The 15,650-nt window shown below is 65.4% G+C and carries 12 protein-coding genes; 2 read left to right on the top strand and 10 right to left on the bottom strand.

Annotated features, from left to right (window positions below; translation table 11 throughout):
* Positions 1-87: 87 nt before the first annotated feature.
* The 4 genes from holA to KSAC_RS11715 all read right to left on the bottom strand — a co-directional run bounded on the left by holA (position 88) and on the right by KSAC_RS11715 (position 5,217).
* The gene (gene holA, locus KSAC_RS11700; RefSeq protein ID WP_132305515.1) at positions 88-1,107 is read right to left on the bottom strand and encodes a DNA polymerase III subunit delta; all 1,020 of its coding nucleotides are present in this window, start codon (positions 1,105-1,107) and stop codon (positions 88-90) included.
* Entirely contained in the window at positions 1,104-1,940 is an 837-nt protein-coding gene (locus KSAC_RS11705; RefSeq protein ID WP_132305517.1) for an LPS assembly lipoprotein LptE, read from the bottom strand. The genes holA and KSAC_RS11705 overlap by 4 nt, the downstream gene beginning before the upstream one ends.
* Before the next feature lie 2 nt (positions 1,941-1,942).
* On the bottom strand, positions 1,943-4,576 hold the full coding sequence (gene leuS, locus KSAC_RS11710) for a leucine--tRNA ligase (protein ID WP_132305519.1): 2,634 nt from the start codon (positions 4,574-4,576) through the stop codon (positions 1,943-1,945).
* Between the two features lie 107 nt (positions 4,577-4,683).
* Positions 4,684-5,217, bottom strand: coding sequence for a DUF3576 domain-containing protein (locus KSAC_RS11715; protein ID WP_102324862.1), 534 nt, complete (start codon positions 5,215-5,217; stop codon positions 4,684-4,686).
* Positions 5,218-5,514: 297 nt separating this feature from the next.
* On the opposite strand from KSAC_RS11715, the gene KSAC_RS11720 reads away from it, so the two are divergent.
* Positions 5,515-7,464, top strand: coding sequence for a glycoside hydrolase family 3 protein (locus tag KSAC_RS11720; RefSeq protein ID WP_243705216.1), 1,950 nt, complete (start codon positions 5,515-5,517; stop codon positions 7,462-7,464).
* A gap of 14 nt (positions 7,465-7,478) precedes the next feature.
* Here the strand turns inward: KSAC_RS11720 and KSAC_RS11725 are convergent, their stop codons facing one another.
* The 6 genes from KSAC_RS11725 to KSAC_RS11750 all read right to left on the bottom strand — a co-directional run bounded on the left by KSAC_RS11725 (position 7,479) and on the right by KSAC_RS11750 (position 14,208).
* On the bottom strand, positions 7,479-8,495 hold the full coding sequence (locus tag KSAC_RS11725; protein ID WP_174234134.1) for a transglycosylase SLT domain-containing protein: 1,017 nt from the start codon (positions 8,493-8,495) through the stop codon (positions 7,479-7,481).
* A 71-nt stretch (positions 8,496-8,566) separates the two neighbouring features.
* On the bottom strand, positions 8,567-9,010 hold the full coding sequence (locus KSAC_RS11730) for a DUF1489 family protein (RefSeq protein WP_110546969.1): 444 nt from the start codon (positions 9,008-9,010) through the stop codon (positions 8,567-8,569).
* Between the two features lie 19 nt (positions 9,011-9,029).
* Positions 9,030-10,151, bottom strand: a complete 1,122-nt coding sequence (locus KSAC_RS11735) for a nucleoside hydrolase (RefSeq protein ID WP_408884730.1) — start codon at positions 10,149-10,151, stop codon at positions 9,030-9,032.
* A gap of 52 nt (positions 10,152-10,203) precedes the next feature.
* Positions 10,204-11,391, bottom strand: coding sequence for a radical SAM family heme chaperone HemW (gene hemW / locus KSAC_RS11740; protein ID WP_207918688.1), 1,188 nt, complete (start codon positions 11,389-11,391; stop codon positions 10,204-10,206).
* Positions 11,392-11,396: 5 nt separating this feature from the next.
* Positions 11,397-13,397 (bottom strand): potassium transporter Kup, encoded by a 2,001-nt coding sequence (locus tag KSAC_RS11745; protein ID WP_102324754.1) that lies wholly within the window; start codon positions 13,395-13,397, stop codon positions 11,397-11,399.
* 124 nt (positions 13,398-13,521) lie between these two features.
* Positions 13,522-14,208 carry a YggS family pyridoxal phosphate-dependent enzyme gene (locus KSAC_RS11750; RefSeq protein ID WP_132305525.1) on the bottom strand — a complete coding sequence of 229 codons (687 nt, stop codon included), beginning with the start codon at positions 14,206-14,208 and terminating at the stop codon, positions 13,522-13,524.
* An 83-nt stretch (positions 14,209-14,291) separates the two neighbouring features.
* On the opposite strand from KSAC_RS11750, the gene KSAC_RS11755 reads away from it, so the two are divergent.
* Complete coding sequence (locus tag KSAC_RS11755; RefSeq protein ID WP_102324752.1) at positions 14,292-15,626, top strand: RsmB/NOP family class I SAM-dependent RNA methyltransferase; 1,335 nt, start codon at positions 14,292-14,294, stop codon at positions 15,624-15,626.
* The last annotated feature ends 24 nt before the right edge of the window (positions 15,627-15,650 follow it).

Raw genomic sequence — 15,650 nt, forward strand, 5'->3', positions numbered from 1 at the left:
GAGCTACGCGGACACACACAGGCGTTTTCTAACCGAGAGCACGCACCCCGGCAAGGTGTTTCAGGGCAGGGTGGGCATATTTCGCACTTACCGCCGCCTGCGGTCCTGCTGCGCCTGCGCGCACAGGCGGGCGACATGGCGCAGGCACAATACGATATCGGGGCTGCCGGTCTGTTTGCAGGCCAGTTCCAGCGCCTGCGTTTCTTCTGCCGCGCGCAGCAGGGCGGCAGCGGACCAGTGCCCCAGCGCCTGCGTGAAACTGTCCGTGCGCTTGAAAAATACCGGCGGGCGCAACTGGCGCATGGCATCGGCCCGGCTCATGCCGCCATCGACGGCAATCCGCGCGCGGCGCAGGCGATGGATGTGCGACAGCAACGCGCGCGCAAGGGCGATGGGGCTGCTGCCATCGGTGGTCAGTGCCCGTTCGGCTGCCGCGTCCGCCGCCTTGCGATCTCCCGCCATGGCAGCAAAGGCCGCGTCTTCCAGCGAGACCCCGGCGGCATCGCCCACGCAGGCGCGCACGTCCTCAAGCCCCAGCCTGCCACCCGCGCCCGCGAACAGCGCCAGCTTTTCCACCTCGCTGCGGGTCGCCGCGCGGTCCGGTCCGGCGCGTTCAACCATCCATCCCAGCGCATCGGGGTCGATGCCAACATTCTGTGCTGACAGCATCTGCCGGATCGCGCCCTCAAGTGCGCGACCTTCCTCCGGGTAACAGCCGATGATGCCGCACAGTCTGTCCTTTTCTGCAAAGGCGCGGAGCCTGGCGCGCGCGGGCAGTCCTGCTGCCTCCACGATGATCAGCGTATCGGATGGCTGCGCCAGACTGCGCTGAAGCGGGGCAAGCAACCCATCACCCGCGTCACGCACCCAGATCACGCGACGGCCACCAACCAGCGAAAGGGCGGTGACTTCCTCCTCCAGCCGGTCATGCTCGTCACGTCCCAGCACGGCAACGCGGAAGGGATCGTTCAGGTCGGGGCAGATCGCCCGGGCGGCGGTCGTGGCGCGTTCGCGGATCAGGCCCGCATCATCCCCATGCAGGATGATGGCCCGCAGCGCGCCCGGCGCCTGCAGGGTTGCACTGGTGGCGCGGGCGTCGATCTTCACTGGTTTTCGTTGCCCCCGATACTGATGCCCGATGTGTCATTATCATTATCATCGGACCCGGCATGGCTGCGGGCAGGCGTTGTATCCGTCGTCGTGCCGGACCCGGTGGACACGTCCATATCTTCGTTATTCTGTTCGTTAAGCTGTGCGTCGGTCCGGCCTGTCGCCAGCGCGGGCAGGCCATCGGCGCCAGGTGCCTGGGCGGGCATCTGGTTGTTTGGATTGACGATGGCGTTGGGGTCGGTATAGCGCGGCTGGTTCCTGCCCGCTACCGACCCGTTGACGGCTGGCTTGGCATGTGTGCGGAACCACACGCTGACCTGCTGTGTAATCTGGTCCGCCATGTTCTTCGCAACACGGGTGCGGACGTTTTCCAGATTCAGCGTCAGGGCGAAATACTGTTCGTAATTGTTGTTGACGCCATCCACCACCGAGGCATCGCCGCTGGCCAGAAGCTGCGGGTCCTCCGCAATGGTGTAAAGCTGCCAGTGGGCGAAGGCTGTGGTGCGGGTCCGGCCACTGGTGTTGTCGGCATGGATGTCGACGGCTTCGTTCATGAGGTAGGTGCCGATGTGCAGCGAGTACCGGGTGGGGTTTTCAGGCCCGTCGCCCGACATGTCCTGCTGCAGGAACTGGCGTAGCTGCTGGCCGTAGCGTTCCTTGATCAGCGGCACGTAAACCTGCTTCAGTTCCGCCAGCACGTTCCCCACGGTCGGCTTGCCGTCCGCGCCCAGATGGGTGCCCGTCGTCTTGTACATCGGGGAAAAGCCGCAGCCTGCCAGCGCAAGCAGCGTGCAGATCAGGCCGGTGTAACGGACGACGGGATGGGCCATGTCTATTTCGCAACCACGAAGTTGACGATACGGCCGGGCACGTGGATGCGCTTTACGATCCGCGCACCTTCCAGCAGGCGCGCGACATTCGGTTCCGCCTGCGCCAGCGCAATCACTTCGTCCGCGGGCATGTCCGGCGGGACGGCGATCGTGCCACGCAGCTTGCCCATGATCTGCACCGCGATGGTCAGTTCACTGGCCTTGAGCAGTTCGGGAATGGCGGTCGGCCATGTCCGTTCCACCACCGGCTTACCCGCCGGTTCCAGCAGCGCCATCATGGCTTCCGCCTGATGCGGAACCATGGGGGCTATCAGAAGGGAGATGACACTTGCGGCTTCGCGCCGGGCAAACGCCATGCCGTCCTCGCCCGCTGTCTTTTCCGCATCGGCCAGGGCGGAGGTCAGTTCATGCAGGCGGGCCACGGCCACGTTGGCGCTGAAGGCTTCCAGCGCGTCCGTTACCGCAACGATGGTGCGGTGCGTGGTCCGGCGCAGGCTGTCCGCCGCGCGGGACAGCGTATCGGGGCATGCGATGTCGGCGGATGTCTGTTCCGCCACGGTGCGGACCACGCGGAACAGACGCTGCAGGAAGCGCGCGGCAGCCGCGACACCGGCTTCCGTCCATTCCATATCGCGTTCCGGCGGGCTGTCAGACAGCACGAACCACCGCGCCGTATCGGCGCCGAAGCGTTCGATGATGGCGACAGGGGCAACCGTGTTGCGCTTGGACTTGGACATCTTTTCCACGCGGCCGATAGTGACCGGTGCGCCGGTGTCGCGGCGGACGGCGGTATCCCCCCGGCGCTCGACTTCATCGGGATAGAGCCAGTTGCCTGCGGCGTCACGATAGCTTTCGTGATTGACCATCCCCTGCGTGAACAGGCCGGCAAAGGGTTCATCCACATGCAGGTGCCCGGTCTCGTGCATGGCGCGGGTGAAGAAGCGCGCATAAAGCAGGTGCAGGATCGCGTGTTCGATGCCGCCGATATACTGGTCCACCGGCAGCCAGCCATCTGCCGCGGCCGGTACGGTCGGGGTGGCGGCATGCGGGGCGGTGAAGCGGGCGAAATACCATGAACTGTCGACAAACGTGTCGCAGGTGTCGGTTTCACGCAGTGCGGGCCTGCCACAGGACGGGCAGGCCACATGCTTCCATGTCGGGTGGTGTTCCAGCGGGTTGCCGGGACGGTCGAAGGTTACGTCCTCGGGCAGGGTGACGGGAAGCTGGTCGTCGGGCACGGGCTGCGCGCCGCAGTCGGTGCAGTGGATGACCGGGATGGGGCAGCCCCAGTAGCGCTGGCGCGAAATGCCCCAGTCACGCAGCCGCCAGTTGACGACACCCTGACCGATCCCCATGCCTTCCAGCCGGGAAATGGCTTCCTTTTTGGCCGCATCCGTGTCCAGCCCGTCCAGAAAGCCGGAATTGAACAGGGTGCCCTGTCCTTCATACGGTTTGTCCGTCGTGGTGAAGGTGGCCGCTTCCTCGCCGGGCGGCAGGATGACCGTGGCGAAGGGAAGGTTGTATTTGCGGGCGAAATCGAAATCGCGCTGGTCGCCGCAGGGGCAGCCGAACACGGCGCCCGTGCCGTAATCCATCAGCACGAAATTCGCGATCCATACCGGGAAGGACTGATCGGGCAGGAAGGGGTGTGCTACGCGCAGGCCAGTGTCAAAACCACGCTTTTCCGCCGTCTCGATCGCTTCTTCCGATGTGCCCAGCCGGTGGCATTCGGCAATGAATTCCTGTGCGCCCGGATTGTTGGCCGCAACCTTGGCCGCGAGCGGATGGTCAGCGGCAATGGCCAGGAAGGACATGCCGAACAGCGTATCGGGACGGGTGGTGAATACTTCGACCGAATCAAGGTCGGTGTCGAAACCTGCCGGGGGTTCATGCAGCCCGAAGCGGACTTTCGCCCCTTCCGATCGGCCGATCCAGCGTTCCTGCATGGTCCGCACCCGTTCGGGCCAGCGGGACAGGGTGGACAGGCCATCCAGCAGTTGCGGGGCGAACTGGGTGATCTTCAGGAACCACTGCGAAAGCTTCTTCTGTTCGATCAGCGCGCCCGAACGCCAGCCGCGCCCGTCCACCACCTGTTCGTTGGCCAGAACGGTATTGTCCACCGGGTCCCAGTTGACCCAGCTTTCGCGGCGTTCAACCAGCCCGCCACGCAGCATGTCGATGAACAGCTTCTGCTGCTTGCCATAGTATTCCGGCAGGCAGGTTGCGATTTCGCGGTCCCAGTTGAAGGAAAAGCCCAGCCGCTTGAGCGTGGCGCGCATGGCGGCGATGTTGTCCATCGTCCACTTACCCGGATGCACGCCGCGTTCGCGCGCCGCGTTTTCGGCGGGCAGGCCGAAGGCGTCCCAGCCCATCGGGTGCAGTACGCTGAAGCCGCGCGCGCGCTTGTAACGCGCCACCACATCACCAAGCGTGTAGTTGCGCACATGCCCCATGTGAAGCTGTCCCGACGGGTAGGGGAACATCTCCAGCACATAATATTTGGGCCGCTCGGCGGGGGGCACGTCGGGAACATCGAAGATGCCCGATGACGCCCAGCGTTCCTGCCACTGCGGCTCTGCCGTGTGGAAATCGTAGGCGGGGGCGGTGCTGTCCGGTGGGGTGCTGGTTTCAGTCATCTTCTTCTGGTTCGGTATGCGGTGGCAGGCGACGGGGCCTGCGGGAAAGGGCGCGGGCAGCCCGGTGGGCTACCCGGCGGGAAAAAGGAAGTGGCGGCGCCAGAGGATCAGTGCTGTCCGCTATCGGTGCGGAGCTGGCGCGCGCGGGTCAGGATGCGGGCGGTGATGTCGGATACGGTATTGGCCGCAACGGGGGTATCGACCCACTGGCTGTTTTCATAAACCTGACGGAAAACCGATACCCGCAGCGCATCCGAACGCAGGCTGCGCGACAGGATGAAGCAGGTGATCTTGAAGCGTTCGTCCTTGGTCGCAGGCGGGGTGTACCAGTCCGTCAGGATCACGCCCGCCACCGCATCGGCTGACGAGAACGGCATGAAGGACAGCGTATCCAGCGCCCCGCGCCACAGGAAGGCGTTGACCCCGTCATTTTCCAGCGGGGTGGAGCCGCCATTGGCGCCGCGATCTTCTTTCAGCAGGCGATTCTGCGGTATGGCCAGCCCGCTTTTGTCATGTTGCGGTGCGCTGCCGCAGCCCGCCAGCACGGCGGTCGCCAGAAGGGCGGGCAGGGCCGCGCGGGGTAGCAGGCGGCGGCCCGCATGCGTGGCGGAGGGGGCGGGATAGGACGGGCGAAGGGTCATGATGCCTCTGTGGACGCCGGGGATGGCCCCCGCATGTGGTAATCCGGCCATGCGCCTGCCCCGCTGGCGATACCGGGCGGGATGCGTTCTGGCCTGTCGCATTGTCTGTTCTTCATATCCTGCCCCGCCTGTCCCGCCAAGTCGCATGGCCATTTTACCTTGCGTTGCGTGACAACCGCGGCATTAAGGCGCAAAAATAAGGGGATTTTTCAACAGTAACGGGACAGGATGAAACATTCAGCCAGATGGCGTGCAGCCATGCTGTGCGCGGTGAGCCTGCTGGGGGCCGGAACCCCAATGTTAGCCCATGCAGGCGTAGGAAATGCTCAGGGCGCCGTGCATGCCGCGGAGATGGCCGCGCGCATGCAGCCTGCCGAACAGCAGGCGGTGGTGCAGGCGCGCCCGACGGGTGCGGGCGGCAGCGGGCTGCTGGCATGGCCCGGCGTGCCCCGTCTGGGTCTGCCCGTCCTGCGCATGCCGGATTTTTCCGCACCCATGCAGTCGGGTGCGGGCAATGCCAGCCCGATGCTGCCATGGCTGGCCCTGGCCGCGACATGGGACCCTGATCTTGCACATCGCGCGGGAACGGCACGGGCACGGGCTGAATGGCAGCATGGCCGCGCGGTCGTGCGCGTGGGCGGGGTGGACCTGCTGCCCTCGGGCCGGCTTCAGGCTGGTGAGGATGAAGTCCTGTCCGGCACGATGGCGGGGGTGATCGGCGCGGGCCTGCTGGCGGGGCATGTGCTGCCGGTATTCGGTTCGGTCGTGGCGGAGGAACAGGCACGCGCCGATGGCACCGTGCCCGCGCGCGCGCAGCCTGTTCCCGCCGCCCGGCTTGCGTCCCATAGCCTGCTGGGGGTGGCCATGGCGCTGGAGATCGCCCATGGCGGGGCCATATTATGCGGTGGCATGGCCCCATGCCCGACCGTGACCGAGCTGGGCGCCATGGTGCATGACGCATGGCGCTTCCCCGGCATGGTCATCGCCCCGCCCGGTGGGGCAGGCCGCTCCATGAAGGAAGATGACGCGGACCCCGCAATTGCCGCCGTCGCGGCCGGGGTCGATATGGAACAGGTCGCGGCCGGTGAAGACGGGCATGATGTGTTCGGCGCAGTCCTGCGGCAGGCGGTGCAGGCCGGTACTATAAAGCCCGCGCAGGTACAGGCCATGGCGACCCATATTCTGGCGTCTTTTTACATGGCGGGCAGCCTTGACCATCCCCCGCCATTCGCCAGCACGCGCAATGCGTCAACGCCGCCGGGAACTAACGATACGCTGGTGAGCGATGTGGAGATGGAGGGCGCCGTCCTGCTCCAGAACGAGAACCGGGTCCTGCCTTTCGATCCGGCCCTTGGCCCGGTGCTGTTGCTGACACGTAATGCCATGCGTCCTGCCGGTGATCTGCTGGCGGCGGCCCTGCGCCATGCGGGACTGACTGTTACCACCGCCACCGTGCCGGATGGCCCGGGCGCATCCCCGCCGCCCGCCGCGACACAGGCCGCGCGGATACTGATGCTGACCGGCAGTAATGATGATAACAGGCTGATTACCACACTGGCCGATCTTGGCGGTCATGTCGCGGTGGTCCTGACTGCCGATGACCCGGACCGGCAGATGCCATGGCTGGATATGGTGGACAGCGTGGTGCAGGCCTGGGCATGGCGCGATGAATATGCCCAGGCCCTTGCCGCCCTTCTGTCCGGACAGCAGGATTTTTCCGGTCATCTGCCCGTAACCCTGACCGGCGGGTTCTACCCGCCGGGCATGGCTGATGCGGATTACCGGGCCTTCGCATCTGCGCATATCGTACCGCTGTTTCCCTTCGGCTATGGCCTGTCCACGCGCAGTCACCTCACGCTGGGCGATCTGCATGTAACCCGTGAGGGCAATCACCTGCTCGCCAGCTTTTCCCTGACCAATCCAGGGGGCGGGCCGGTAAGGGCGACGCCGCAGCTTTATGCGGAAATGCCGCCTGACATGCCCGGTGCGTCGCGGCGGCTTGCGGGGTGGCGCAGTATCATGGTTGCGCCGGGCCATACGGTGCGGCTGGGCGTGCCCGTCAGCCTGCGACTACTTGGGCAATGGGAGCAGGGGAGCGGGAACTGGAATGTGGCGGCGGGGGACTACACGCTTTCGCTCGGCTTCTCATCCGTCATGCTGCTGCGCCATGTCACCCTTCACCTGCCCGCGCTGCATGTGCCGGGCGCGCTGGAAAACGCGCCCCTGCCGGGTGTTGCGGCGGAATAAGGCTATGGGCCGCCCTACTGCCCCGGCCTGATGACGGAACAGGGTAGCCCCTGATTTTTAAGCGTGGCGCATGCCGATACCGCCGCCACCTGTGACAGACCGGCCAGACGGGCGCGATAGATAACGCCAGCCGGTCTGTTGACCGGTATGACCATGCTGCGCGCGCCCTGTAGCTGCGCAAAATCGCCCTGCCGCGCCATGGTGGTGGCGAAGCGGGCCTGTCCCTCCGCCGAGAAGGCGCCGACCTGCACCATCCATGTCCCGTAATCCACGCCCGTGCTGGTCGCGGGCGGTGCGGCGGCGCGGGTGTCGGTGCGGCAGTTGGCCGTGCCGGGCTGGTACGCAAGATTTGCGTCCTGTACACAGGCGGTGCGGTGCTGCACGGGGGCGGGCGGGTTAAGTGTTGCGTACTGGATATAGGTATGGTCCGGCTGGACCGTGTTGCCCCTGCCCAGCGGGGGCGGGTTGGCGCTTACCGGCTGCGACGGCGCGCCGTAGACCGCCAGCGGGCCACTCAGGGCGACCTGCGTGCCAAGGTTGGGTGTGATGATCCGCAGGTAGCGCACCGTCTGGCTTGGCAGCGGACGGCCGTTTTCCAGATAGTCGTTCAGTCGTTCCGTGCCCGCGTTATAGGCCGCAAGGAACCCCGGCGCGCCATACAGGCCGTAAAGGATGCGGATATAGGCCGTTCCCGCCAGAATGTTGTTGTGCGGGTCATACGGGTCGGAGCCAAGGTGATTGCGGCGCTGCATGTCGGCATAGGTGGGCGGCATGAGCTGCATGAGGCCGATTGCCCCGCTGGCCGAACGGGTCAGGTGGCCATCGATATATTCATGGCCTCCCGATTCCTTCTGGATAACGGCGCGTATCCATTCCGGCGGCACCGAAAAGCGGTTCGACGCATCATTGATATAGGGCTGCCACGGGTCTGATGGGGGACCGGGGGGGCGGTAGGCGGCCTTGCCTTCGTAATAGTTGCCGTAGCGCGAACCGCCGGAACTGGCGCACCCGGCAAGGCCGAGCCCCGCCATGCCCAGCAGCAGCAGGCGTGTCAGGCCGCGCAGTGTCGGGGCGGGAAGCGGGGCAGGTCGTGGTGGCGCGATCAGATCAGACACAGTTCAGCCAGTTCGTTGCGTAAGGCTTCGGGCAGCACGTCGCCGGTATGGCCATTGGCGGTCAGGTCGGGTGGCGCGTCCTCGGGGCGGAGGTAACGCCAGCCCTGGAACGGACGCATGGCGCGGGGCGAGACCGGGATGATTTCGGGGTCCATCACCACCAGCGCGCAGGATGCGCCATCATCGCGCGTGTCGGGACGGATTGCGGTAATGCGCTGCCGACACAGGATACGGCCCGCGATCACGCGGTAGATGGATCCGCCATCGACAATTTCCGCCGCCCTTCGTGGATACATGCGGGTGCGGAACCACGGCATGCCCGTGGCATCCGTGCCGTCAAGGTCATCGACCGGCGGTGTCTGGTGGGACTGGCGGCGGGCCAGATCCTCGATCGACTGGATACCAACCGCCAGTTTGACCATGTGCAGCATGCGATGCGCTTCCCCGTCCTTACTGTGTGTGGGCGGGCAGGTCCGTCTGTGCCTGACGGAGGAACATTTCCCGGAACCGGTCGCTGTCCACCGTGCGTACGATATGGACCGGACGCATGGGGCTGTCATGCGGGGCCAGTGCGTCCGGCACGACAAAGGCATGGCCGTAATGCGGGCCACGGCTGGTGTCGATATCCATGCGCGCATCCACGGCGGAGGTGATCAGCGTGGGATCGGTCGCGATGGCGGTGGTCAGTTCATCCCACAGGGGCAGCGGGTCGTAGTAACGGCCGATATAGGCGGTAAGCGGTGTCTTTTTGCTGGTGATCCGGTCCAGATATGCGCGCGACAGCATGAGATCGTTCGAAACGCTGCCGACACCCGTAATCGCTTTCCATGGCGCGGTCAGCGTGATGTGCGCGGCTTCGGGGTCGAAGATCATATTGAAATCGGAAGCAAAATCCGCATTGCCGGTAATGGACATCATGCTCGTATCCAGCATGCCGCCCATGAAAATAAGCTGCTTCGCCGTGGCAGCGAAAGTCGGGTCCTGTCGTATGGCAAGCGCCAGATTGGTCAGCGGACCCGCGGCAATGATGGTCACTTCATGCGGGTGGGCATGCACCTGTTCGATCAGGAACTGCGCCGCACTCTGCGTCACGGGGGCAAGATGCGGCGCTCCTTCCTTCATGGCGGGAATGGCGGGCTGCACGTCAGGCGCCTTGTCTATGGAACCAAGGCCACCCCATGCGCCTTTCCATGGTATGGCGCCGAACTGCTGTTCATGCACCCGCATCGCCGCGCGCGTGTTGACCAGCGGGTAGACCGCGCCATCGGCCACCGGCACATCGGTCCGGCCCACGATTTCCAGCAGGCGGCGCAGATGGGCGGATTCCGCATTTTCCCATCCATCGCCCGATACGACCGTAAAGCCCAGCACGCGCACATGCGGGTTGAACAGGAGCGGAATGGTGGAAAGCTGGTCCGACCCACCGGGGCCAAGGAAATCATTATCCTCGATCACCAGTTCGGGCCCGTCGGATGCCGGCGCGGGAGCCGCGAAAGCGGTGGAGGCCATAAGGGTCAGGGCTGCGGCGCAGGTAGCCAGCCGGGCGGGAAGCGACAGGATGGAAGAAAGCACGCGGTGAACTCCTTGCCGTGGATGCGCATCCGCCATCGTATTGCCTAAATTCCTAAAGCACCAGCGCGGCAAGCAGGCTTTCCAGCCGCAGGCGGCCCGCTGCCGTCGCGCGCAGTATGCCGGTGGCCTGATCGTGGACCAGATATTCTTCCCCGATTGCTGCGTGCAGTATGTCGGGATCGGTTGCGTCGAGCACGGTCATGCCGGTACGGCGACGAAAACGCGTGGTGGAAATGCCTTCGGCCAGCCGCAGGCCCATAAGCAGCATTTCCCGCGCGCGGTCGCGGTTATCCAGCCGTTCCTCGGGGTGGGCACCGGTACCGGTGCGCTCCACCCGTTCGGCCCATGGTTCGGGCGCACGGTGGCGGCGCGTGGCGAAGGTCGCGCCATTGCGCGTCAGCCGCCCGTGCGCGCCGGGGCCTATGCCCAGATAGTCGCCATAACGCCAGTATGTCAGGTTATGGCGGCTTTCAGCCCCCGGACGGGCGTAGTTCGAGATTTCGTAGCCCCGCAGCCCGTGCGTCGCCGCAACGTCCGCTGTCAGTTCATACAGGGCCGCGGCGTCATCATCATCGGGCAGGTGGAACCGGCCCTGACGGAACAGGCTTTCAAAACGGGTGCCGGGTTCGATCGTCAACTGGTACAGCGACAGGTGATCCGACACCAGCGCCAGTGCTGCATCCAGTTCCCGCCGCCATGCCTGCGCATCCTGCCCCGGGCGGGCATAGATCAGGTCGAAGGAAATGCGGCTGAACAGGGCGCGCGCGGTTTCCAGCGCCGCGATGGCCTGTGGCGCATCGTGTTCACGGCCCAGAAAGCGCAGGGCTTCGGGTTCAAGGCTCTGGATACCCATGGAAATGCGGTTGACCCCCGCATCGCGGAAGGCGCGCAGCAGCCCGGTTTCCACGCTGGTCGGGTTGGCTTCGAGCGTGATTTCCACGTCGTCCGTCATGCCGAACAGCGTGCGCGTATCCTCGATCAGTCCGGCGACCGTCTCCGGCGCCATGAGGGATGGCGTGCCCCCGCCGAAGAAGATGGAACTGACCACCGGGCGTTCCGCCCGTTCCCCAATCCGGCCCGCTTCATGCGCCAGTTCGCGCCGCAGGGCATTGCCAAAGCGCGCGCGGGGGATTTCCGCGCGTACATGGCTGTTGAAATCACAGTAGGGACATTTGGACAGGCAGAACGGCCAGTGCACATAAAGCGCCAGCGGTTCTTCCCTGCCCATCGGGCCATCCATGCGGATCAGATCCCCAGCCGCACGCCCAGTTCGACCACCCGGTCCGGCGGGATGCGGAAGAATTCCGTGGCCGGCGTCGCATTGCGCGCCATGAACAGGAACAGCGACATGCGCCAGCGCGAAAGCTTGGGCACGGACGAACGCACCAGCAGTTCCCGGCTGGTGAAATACGATGCCTGCAACGCGTCGAAATCAAGGCCGTTGGCCTTCAGGTCTTCCAGCGCGCGGGGCAGGTTTGGCATTTCCATGAAGCCGTAACGCAGGATGATCCGGTAAATATCGGGTGCAAGTTCCTGCAGCGCGACACGGTGGCCATGATCGGCTTCGGGCTGGTCCAGTGTCTGTACGGTCACGAACAGCACATGGTCATGCAGCACCTTGTTGTGCTTGAGGTTGTGCAGCAGGCACGCAGGCACGAAATCGGGGTTGCCGGTCATGTAGACGGCCGTGCCCGGAACGCGGATGATGCGTGACTGCGGCAGGCGCGCAAGGAACGAGTTCATCGGCATGCTGTCCTGCTTCTGCCGGTTCATGATGAGCTGGCGACCTTTTTTCCATGTCGTCATCATGAGTGTCAGGACAATGCCCAGCAGGACTGGCACCCAGCCACCCTGCGGGATCTTGAGCGCATTGGACGCGAAGAACGTCGTATCAAGCAGGAAGAAGCCGCCAAAGGTCGCAATCGCGGCAGGCCGCGACCAGTGGTACAGCCTGCGGAACACCACCATCGCCAGCACGCAGGTACACATGAACGTGCCCGTCACCGCAATGCCGTAGGCGGAGGCCAGGGCTTCTGAACTGCGGAAGCTCAGCACCAGCAGCAGCGCGCCGACCATGAGGAAGCGGTTGAATTCCGGCAGGTAGATCTGGCCCTCTTCCTCCGCATTGGTGTGGGTGACGCGCATGCGCGGCAGGTAGCCAAGCTGGATGATCTGGCGGCATAGGGAAAAGCCGCCCGAAATCCCCGCCTGGCTGGCGATGACCGTGGCCATGGTGGACAGGATGATCATCGGCACCTGCAGCCAGTGCGGACCGAGCAGAAAGAACGGGTTGGCCAGTGCCTCGGGGCTGGTGATGATCAGCGCGCCCTGACCCAGATAGTTCAGCGCAAGGCACGGCAGCACGCAGAACAGCCACGCATAGCGGATGGGCTGGCGGCCGAAATGCCCCATATCGGCATAAAGCGCTTCCGCACCCGTGACCGACAGCACGACGGAGCCAAGCGCGATGAACGAAAGCCAGCCGTGATAGACGATGAACTGCACCGCATAGGTGGGCGATATGGCCAGCAGAACCGTGGGGTGATGCAGGATCTGGAGCGCACCCAGTATGCCCAGCAGGCTGAACCATACCAGCATGATCGGCCCGAATATGGCCCCTACCTTGCCCGTGCCGTAGCTCTGCACGGAAAACAGCCCGACCAGCACCAGCAGCGCGATGGGAATGACAAGGTCGTGGGCGGCGGGAAAGCTGACTTCCAGCCCTTCCACCGCGGACAGGACCGAAATGGCGGGGGTAATCATGCCATCGCCAAAGAACAGGCAGGCCCCCGCGATTCCGACCATGCCAAGGCCGATGCGCAGCCGGTTGCTGGGGGCCACGCGTTGCGCCAGCGACATGAGGGATATGATCCCGCCCTCACCATTATGGTCGGCGCGCATGATCAGGATGACGTATTTTACCGTCACGATCAGGAATAGCGACCAGATGATAAGGCTGAGGACGCCCAGCACTTCCCACGGTTCGATCTTGTGGTGCTGCGATACGACCATGATGGTCGAACGCAGGGCGTAGATCGGGCTTGTGCCGATATCGCCGAACACCACCCCCAGCACCCCCAGCAGCGCGGCGAAGCCTACCGGGTTGGCGGCGTGTTCGTGCTGGTCGGCACCGTATTCGGTAATCTTGGACGGCGCGGGGTTCTTGTCCGCGGCGGCGGCGGTGTGGCCACCGCCATCCGGCGTCGTTGATGATCCGGGGGCAGAAGGCCCCGTGGGTTGCGTCATGTCGTGACGGCTCCGCGGCAATAAAGACAGAAAACCGGCATCAGATCGCGACCGGATAATCCCGCATTACCGTCTCGACCCATGCACAGCAAGGGCCGTATCTACGCAGGTGCTATTCACATCGTTAACAGGGGTGGGCTGGCCGTGCCCCGAAAATGGCGCTGCCCACCCGTACCAGCGTGGCGCCACAGGCAATCGCCTGCTCGAAATCGGCTGACATGCCCATGGACACGACCGGCAGGCCGTGGCGCGTTGCCATGTCGGCCAGCAGGCGGAAATGGGGTGTCGGGTCCTGATCGTGCGGAGGGATGCACATAAGCCCCCGCACCGACGGGCCGAAGCGGGTCAGGCTGTCTTCAATGAACCTGTCGGCGTCTTCCAGCCTTATGCCGGATTTCTGGGTTTCGTCGCCCGTATTGACCTGTACCAGCAGGCCAGGCAGCCTGCCCGCCTTATCCGCGCCGCGCGCGATCGCATCGGACAGGGAAGGCCGGTCGAGGCTTTCGATCATGTCCGCGATCCGTACGGCTTCCGCCGCCTTGTTGGTCTGCAGGCCGCCGATGATATGCAGCCGCAGGTCGGGCCAGCGGGCGCGCAGGTCCGGAAATTTCGCGGCCGCTTCCTGCACGCGGTTTTCACCGAACAGGCGCTGCCCGGCCTCAAGGGCCGCGATGACGCTGGACTGCGGATGGAACTTGGAAACGGCGACCAGATCCACGCTGGAAGGGTCACGGCCAGCGGCGCGCGCGCTGGCCACGATACGGGTGCGGATGCCCGACAGGGCATCTGCTATGGATGCGGATGTTGACATGGCTCTAGGCTTGGCCTGAATACCTCCCCGGTCAAGTCCCCGGTCCGGCCGTCCATGCGCCACCGTTCTCAGGTCAGGATTACATGAAGTCTCCCTCGTCCCCCGCCTCCCGCCCCACTGGCCGCCGTCCTGCCTCGGGCCGCCCCGACCGGCGGGGGGGCAAGGTCGCCCCGGACCCGACGCGCGATATCGCCTTTGATATTGTCGAAGGCGTGATCGCCCACCGGCGCATGCTCGACACATCGCTGGAACATTCCGTTGCCGCCCGCACGGCGGAACCGCGCGACCGCGCCGCCGCCCACCGTCTGGCCGCGACCGTGCTGCGCCATATGGGCACGGCGAACGAAATTCTGGCCCCCTTCCTCAAGCGTGAACCGCCCGAACCGGTGCGCGTGGTCCTGCTGATAGGGGTAACGCAGCTCCTGTTCCTCGATACGCCGCCGCATGCTGCTGTCGCCACGTCCGTCGCCCTTGCGCGCAGGCGGGGACTGGTGCCTTTCGCCGGGCTGGTGAACGCGGTGCTGCGCCGCGTATCTGCCGGTGGGGCGGAAGCGCTTGAGGGACTGGACCAGCCACGGCTGGATGTGCCCGCATGGCTGTGGCAGTCGTGGGGCAGGATGGCGCGCCCCATTGCCAGCACGCTGGGTCATGAACCCCCGCTTGATCTGACCATCCGTCCCGGCAGCGAAGCGCCGCCGGGTGGCGAGGTCCTGCCCAATGGCAGCGTGCGGTTTCCGGCGGGCGCGGTGAAGGTTGCCGAACTGCCGGGCTTTGCCGAAGGGACATTCTGGGTGCAGGACATGGCGGCGACCCTGCCCGCGCGCCTGCTTGCCGCCAGACCGGGCGAACGGGTCGCCGATCTGTGCGCGGCCCCCGGCGGCAAGACCGCCCAGCTTGCCTGCGCCGGGGCGGAGGTCTTCGCCATCGAACGTGAGGGACGCCGCCTTGAGCGCCTGCGCGCGAATCTGGCCCGGCTGGGGCTGGATGGCGTGCATGTGGTCCACGCGGATGCGGCTGAATGGCGGCCCGATGCGCCGCTGGACGCCATTTTGCTGGATGCACCGTGTTCGGCGACCGGCACCATCCGCCGCCATCCCGATGCAATGTGGATCAAGCGCCCGCGCGACATCGCCACCATGACGCAGGGGCAGGACCGCCTGCTGGCCGCTGCCCGCGACATGCTGCGCCCCGGCGGGCGGCTGGTCTATGCCGTGTGCTCCCTCCAGCCCGAGGAAGGTGAACAGCGCGCCGCCGCGGCAGCCGCCATGGGGCTGGTTCCCGATCCCTTTACGGAGGAGGAACTGGCCTTCCTGCCGCAGGCCCGCACGCCCGAAGGCTGGCTGCGCACCCATCCGGGCATGCTGGGGGAACGCGGCGGGATGGACGGCTTCTTCGCCGCGCGCTTCCGCCGTGCCTGATGCGAGGGGGAGGGGCCTGCGATG

The sequence above is a fragment of the Komagataeibacter saccharivorans genome (genome assembly GCF_004348195.1).
Classification (GTDB): Bacteria; Pseudomonadota; Alphaproteobacteria; order Acetobacterales; family Acetobacteraceae; genus Komagataeibacter; species Komagataeibacter saccharivorans.

Coding starts and splice junctions, on each gene's coding strand:
- leuS (WP_132305519.1), bottom strand. CDS start 4,576: ATGACTGAAACCAGCACCCCACCGGACAGCACCGCCCCCGCCTACGAT.
- KSAC_RS11720 (WP_243705216.1), top strand. CDS start 5,515: ATGTTAGCCCATGCAGGCGTAGGAAATGCTCAGGGCGCCGTGCATGCC.
- KSAC_RS11745 (WP_102324754.1), bottom strand. CDS start 13,397: ATGACGCAACCCACGGGGCCTTCTGCCCCCGGATCATCAACGACGCCG.
- KSAC_RS11715 (WP_102324862.1), bottom strand. CDS start 5,217: ATGACCCTTCGCCCGTCCTATCCCGCCCCCTCCGCCACGCATGCGGGC.
- KSAC_RS11750 (WP_132305525.1), bottom strand. CDS start 14,208: ATGTCAACATCCGCATCCATAGCAGATGCCCTGTCGGGCATCCGCACC.
- hemW (WP_207918688.1), bottom strand. CDS start 11,391: ATGGATGGCCCGATGGGCAGGGAAGAACCGCTGGCGCTTTATGTGCAC.
- KSAC_RS11725 (WP_174234134.1), bottom strand. CDS start 8,495: ATGGCGGGGCTCGGCCTTGCCGGGTGCGCCAGTTCCGGCGGTTCGCGC.
- KSAC_RS11730 (WP_110546969.1), bottom strand. CDS start 9,010: ATGCTGCACATGGTCAAACTGGCGGTTGGTATCCAGTCGATCGAGGAT.
- KSAC_RS11705 (WP_132305517.1), bottom strand. CDS start 1,940: ATGGCCCATCCCGTCGTCCGTTACACCGGCCTGATCTGCACGCTGCTT.
- KSAC_RS11755 (WP_102324752.1), top strand. CDS start 14,292: ATGAAGTCTCCCTCGTCCCCCGCCTCCCGCCCCACTGGCCGCCGTCCT.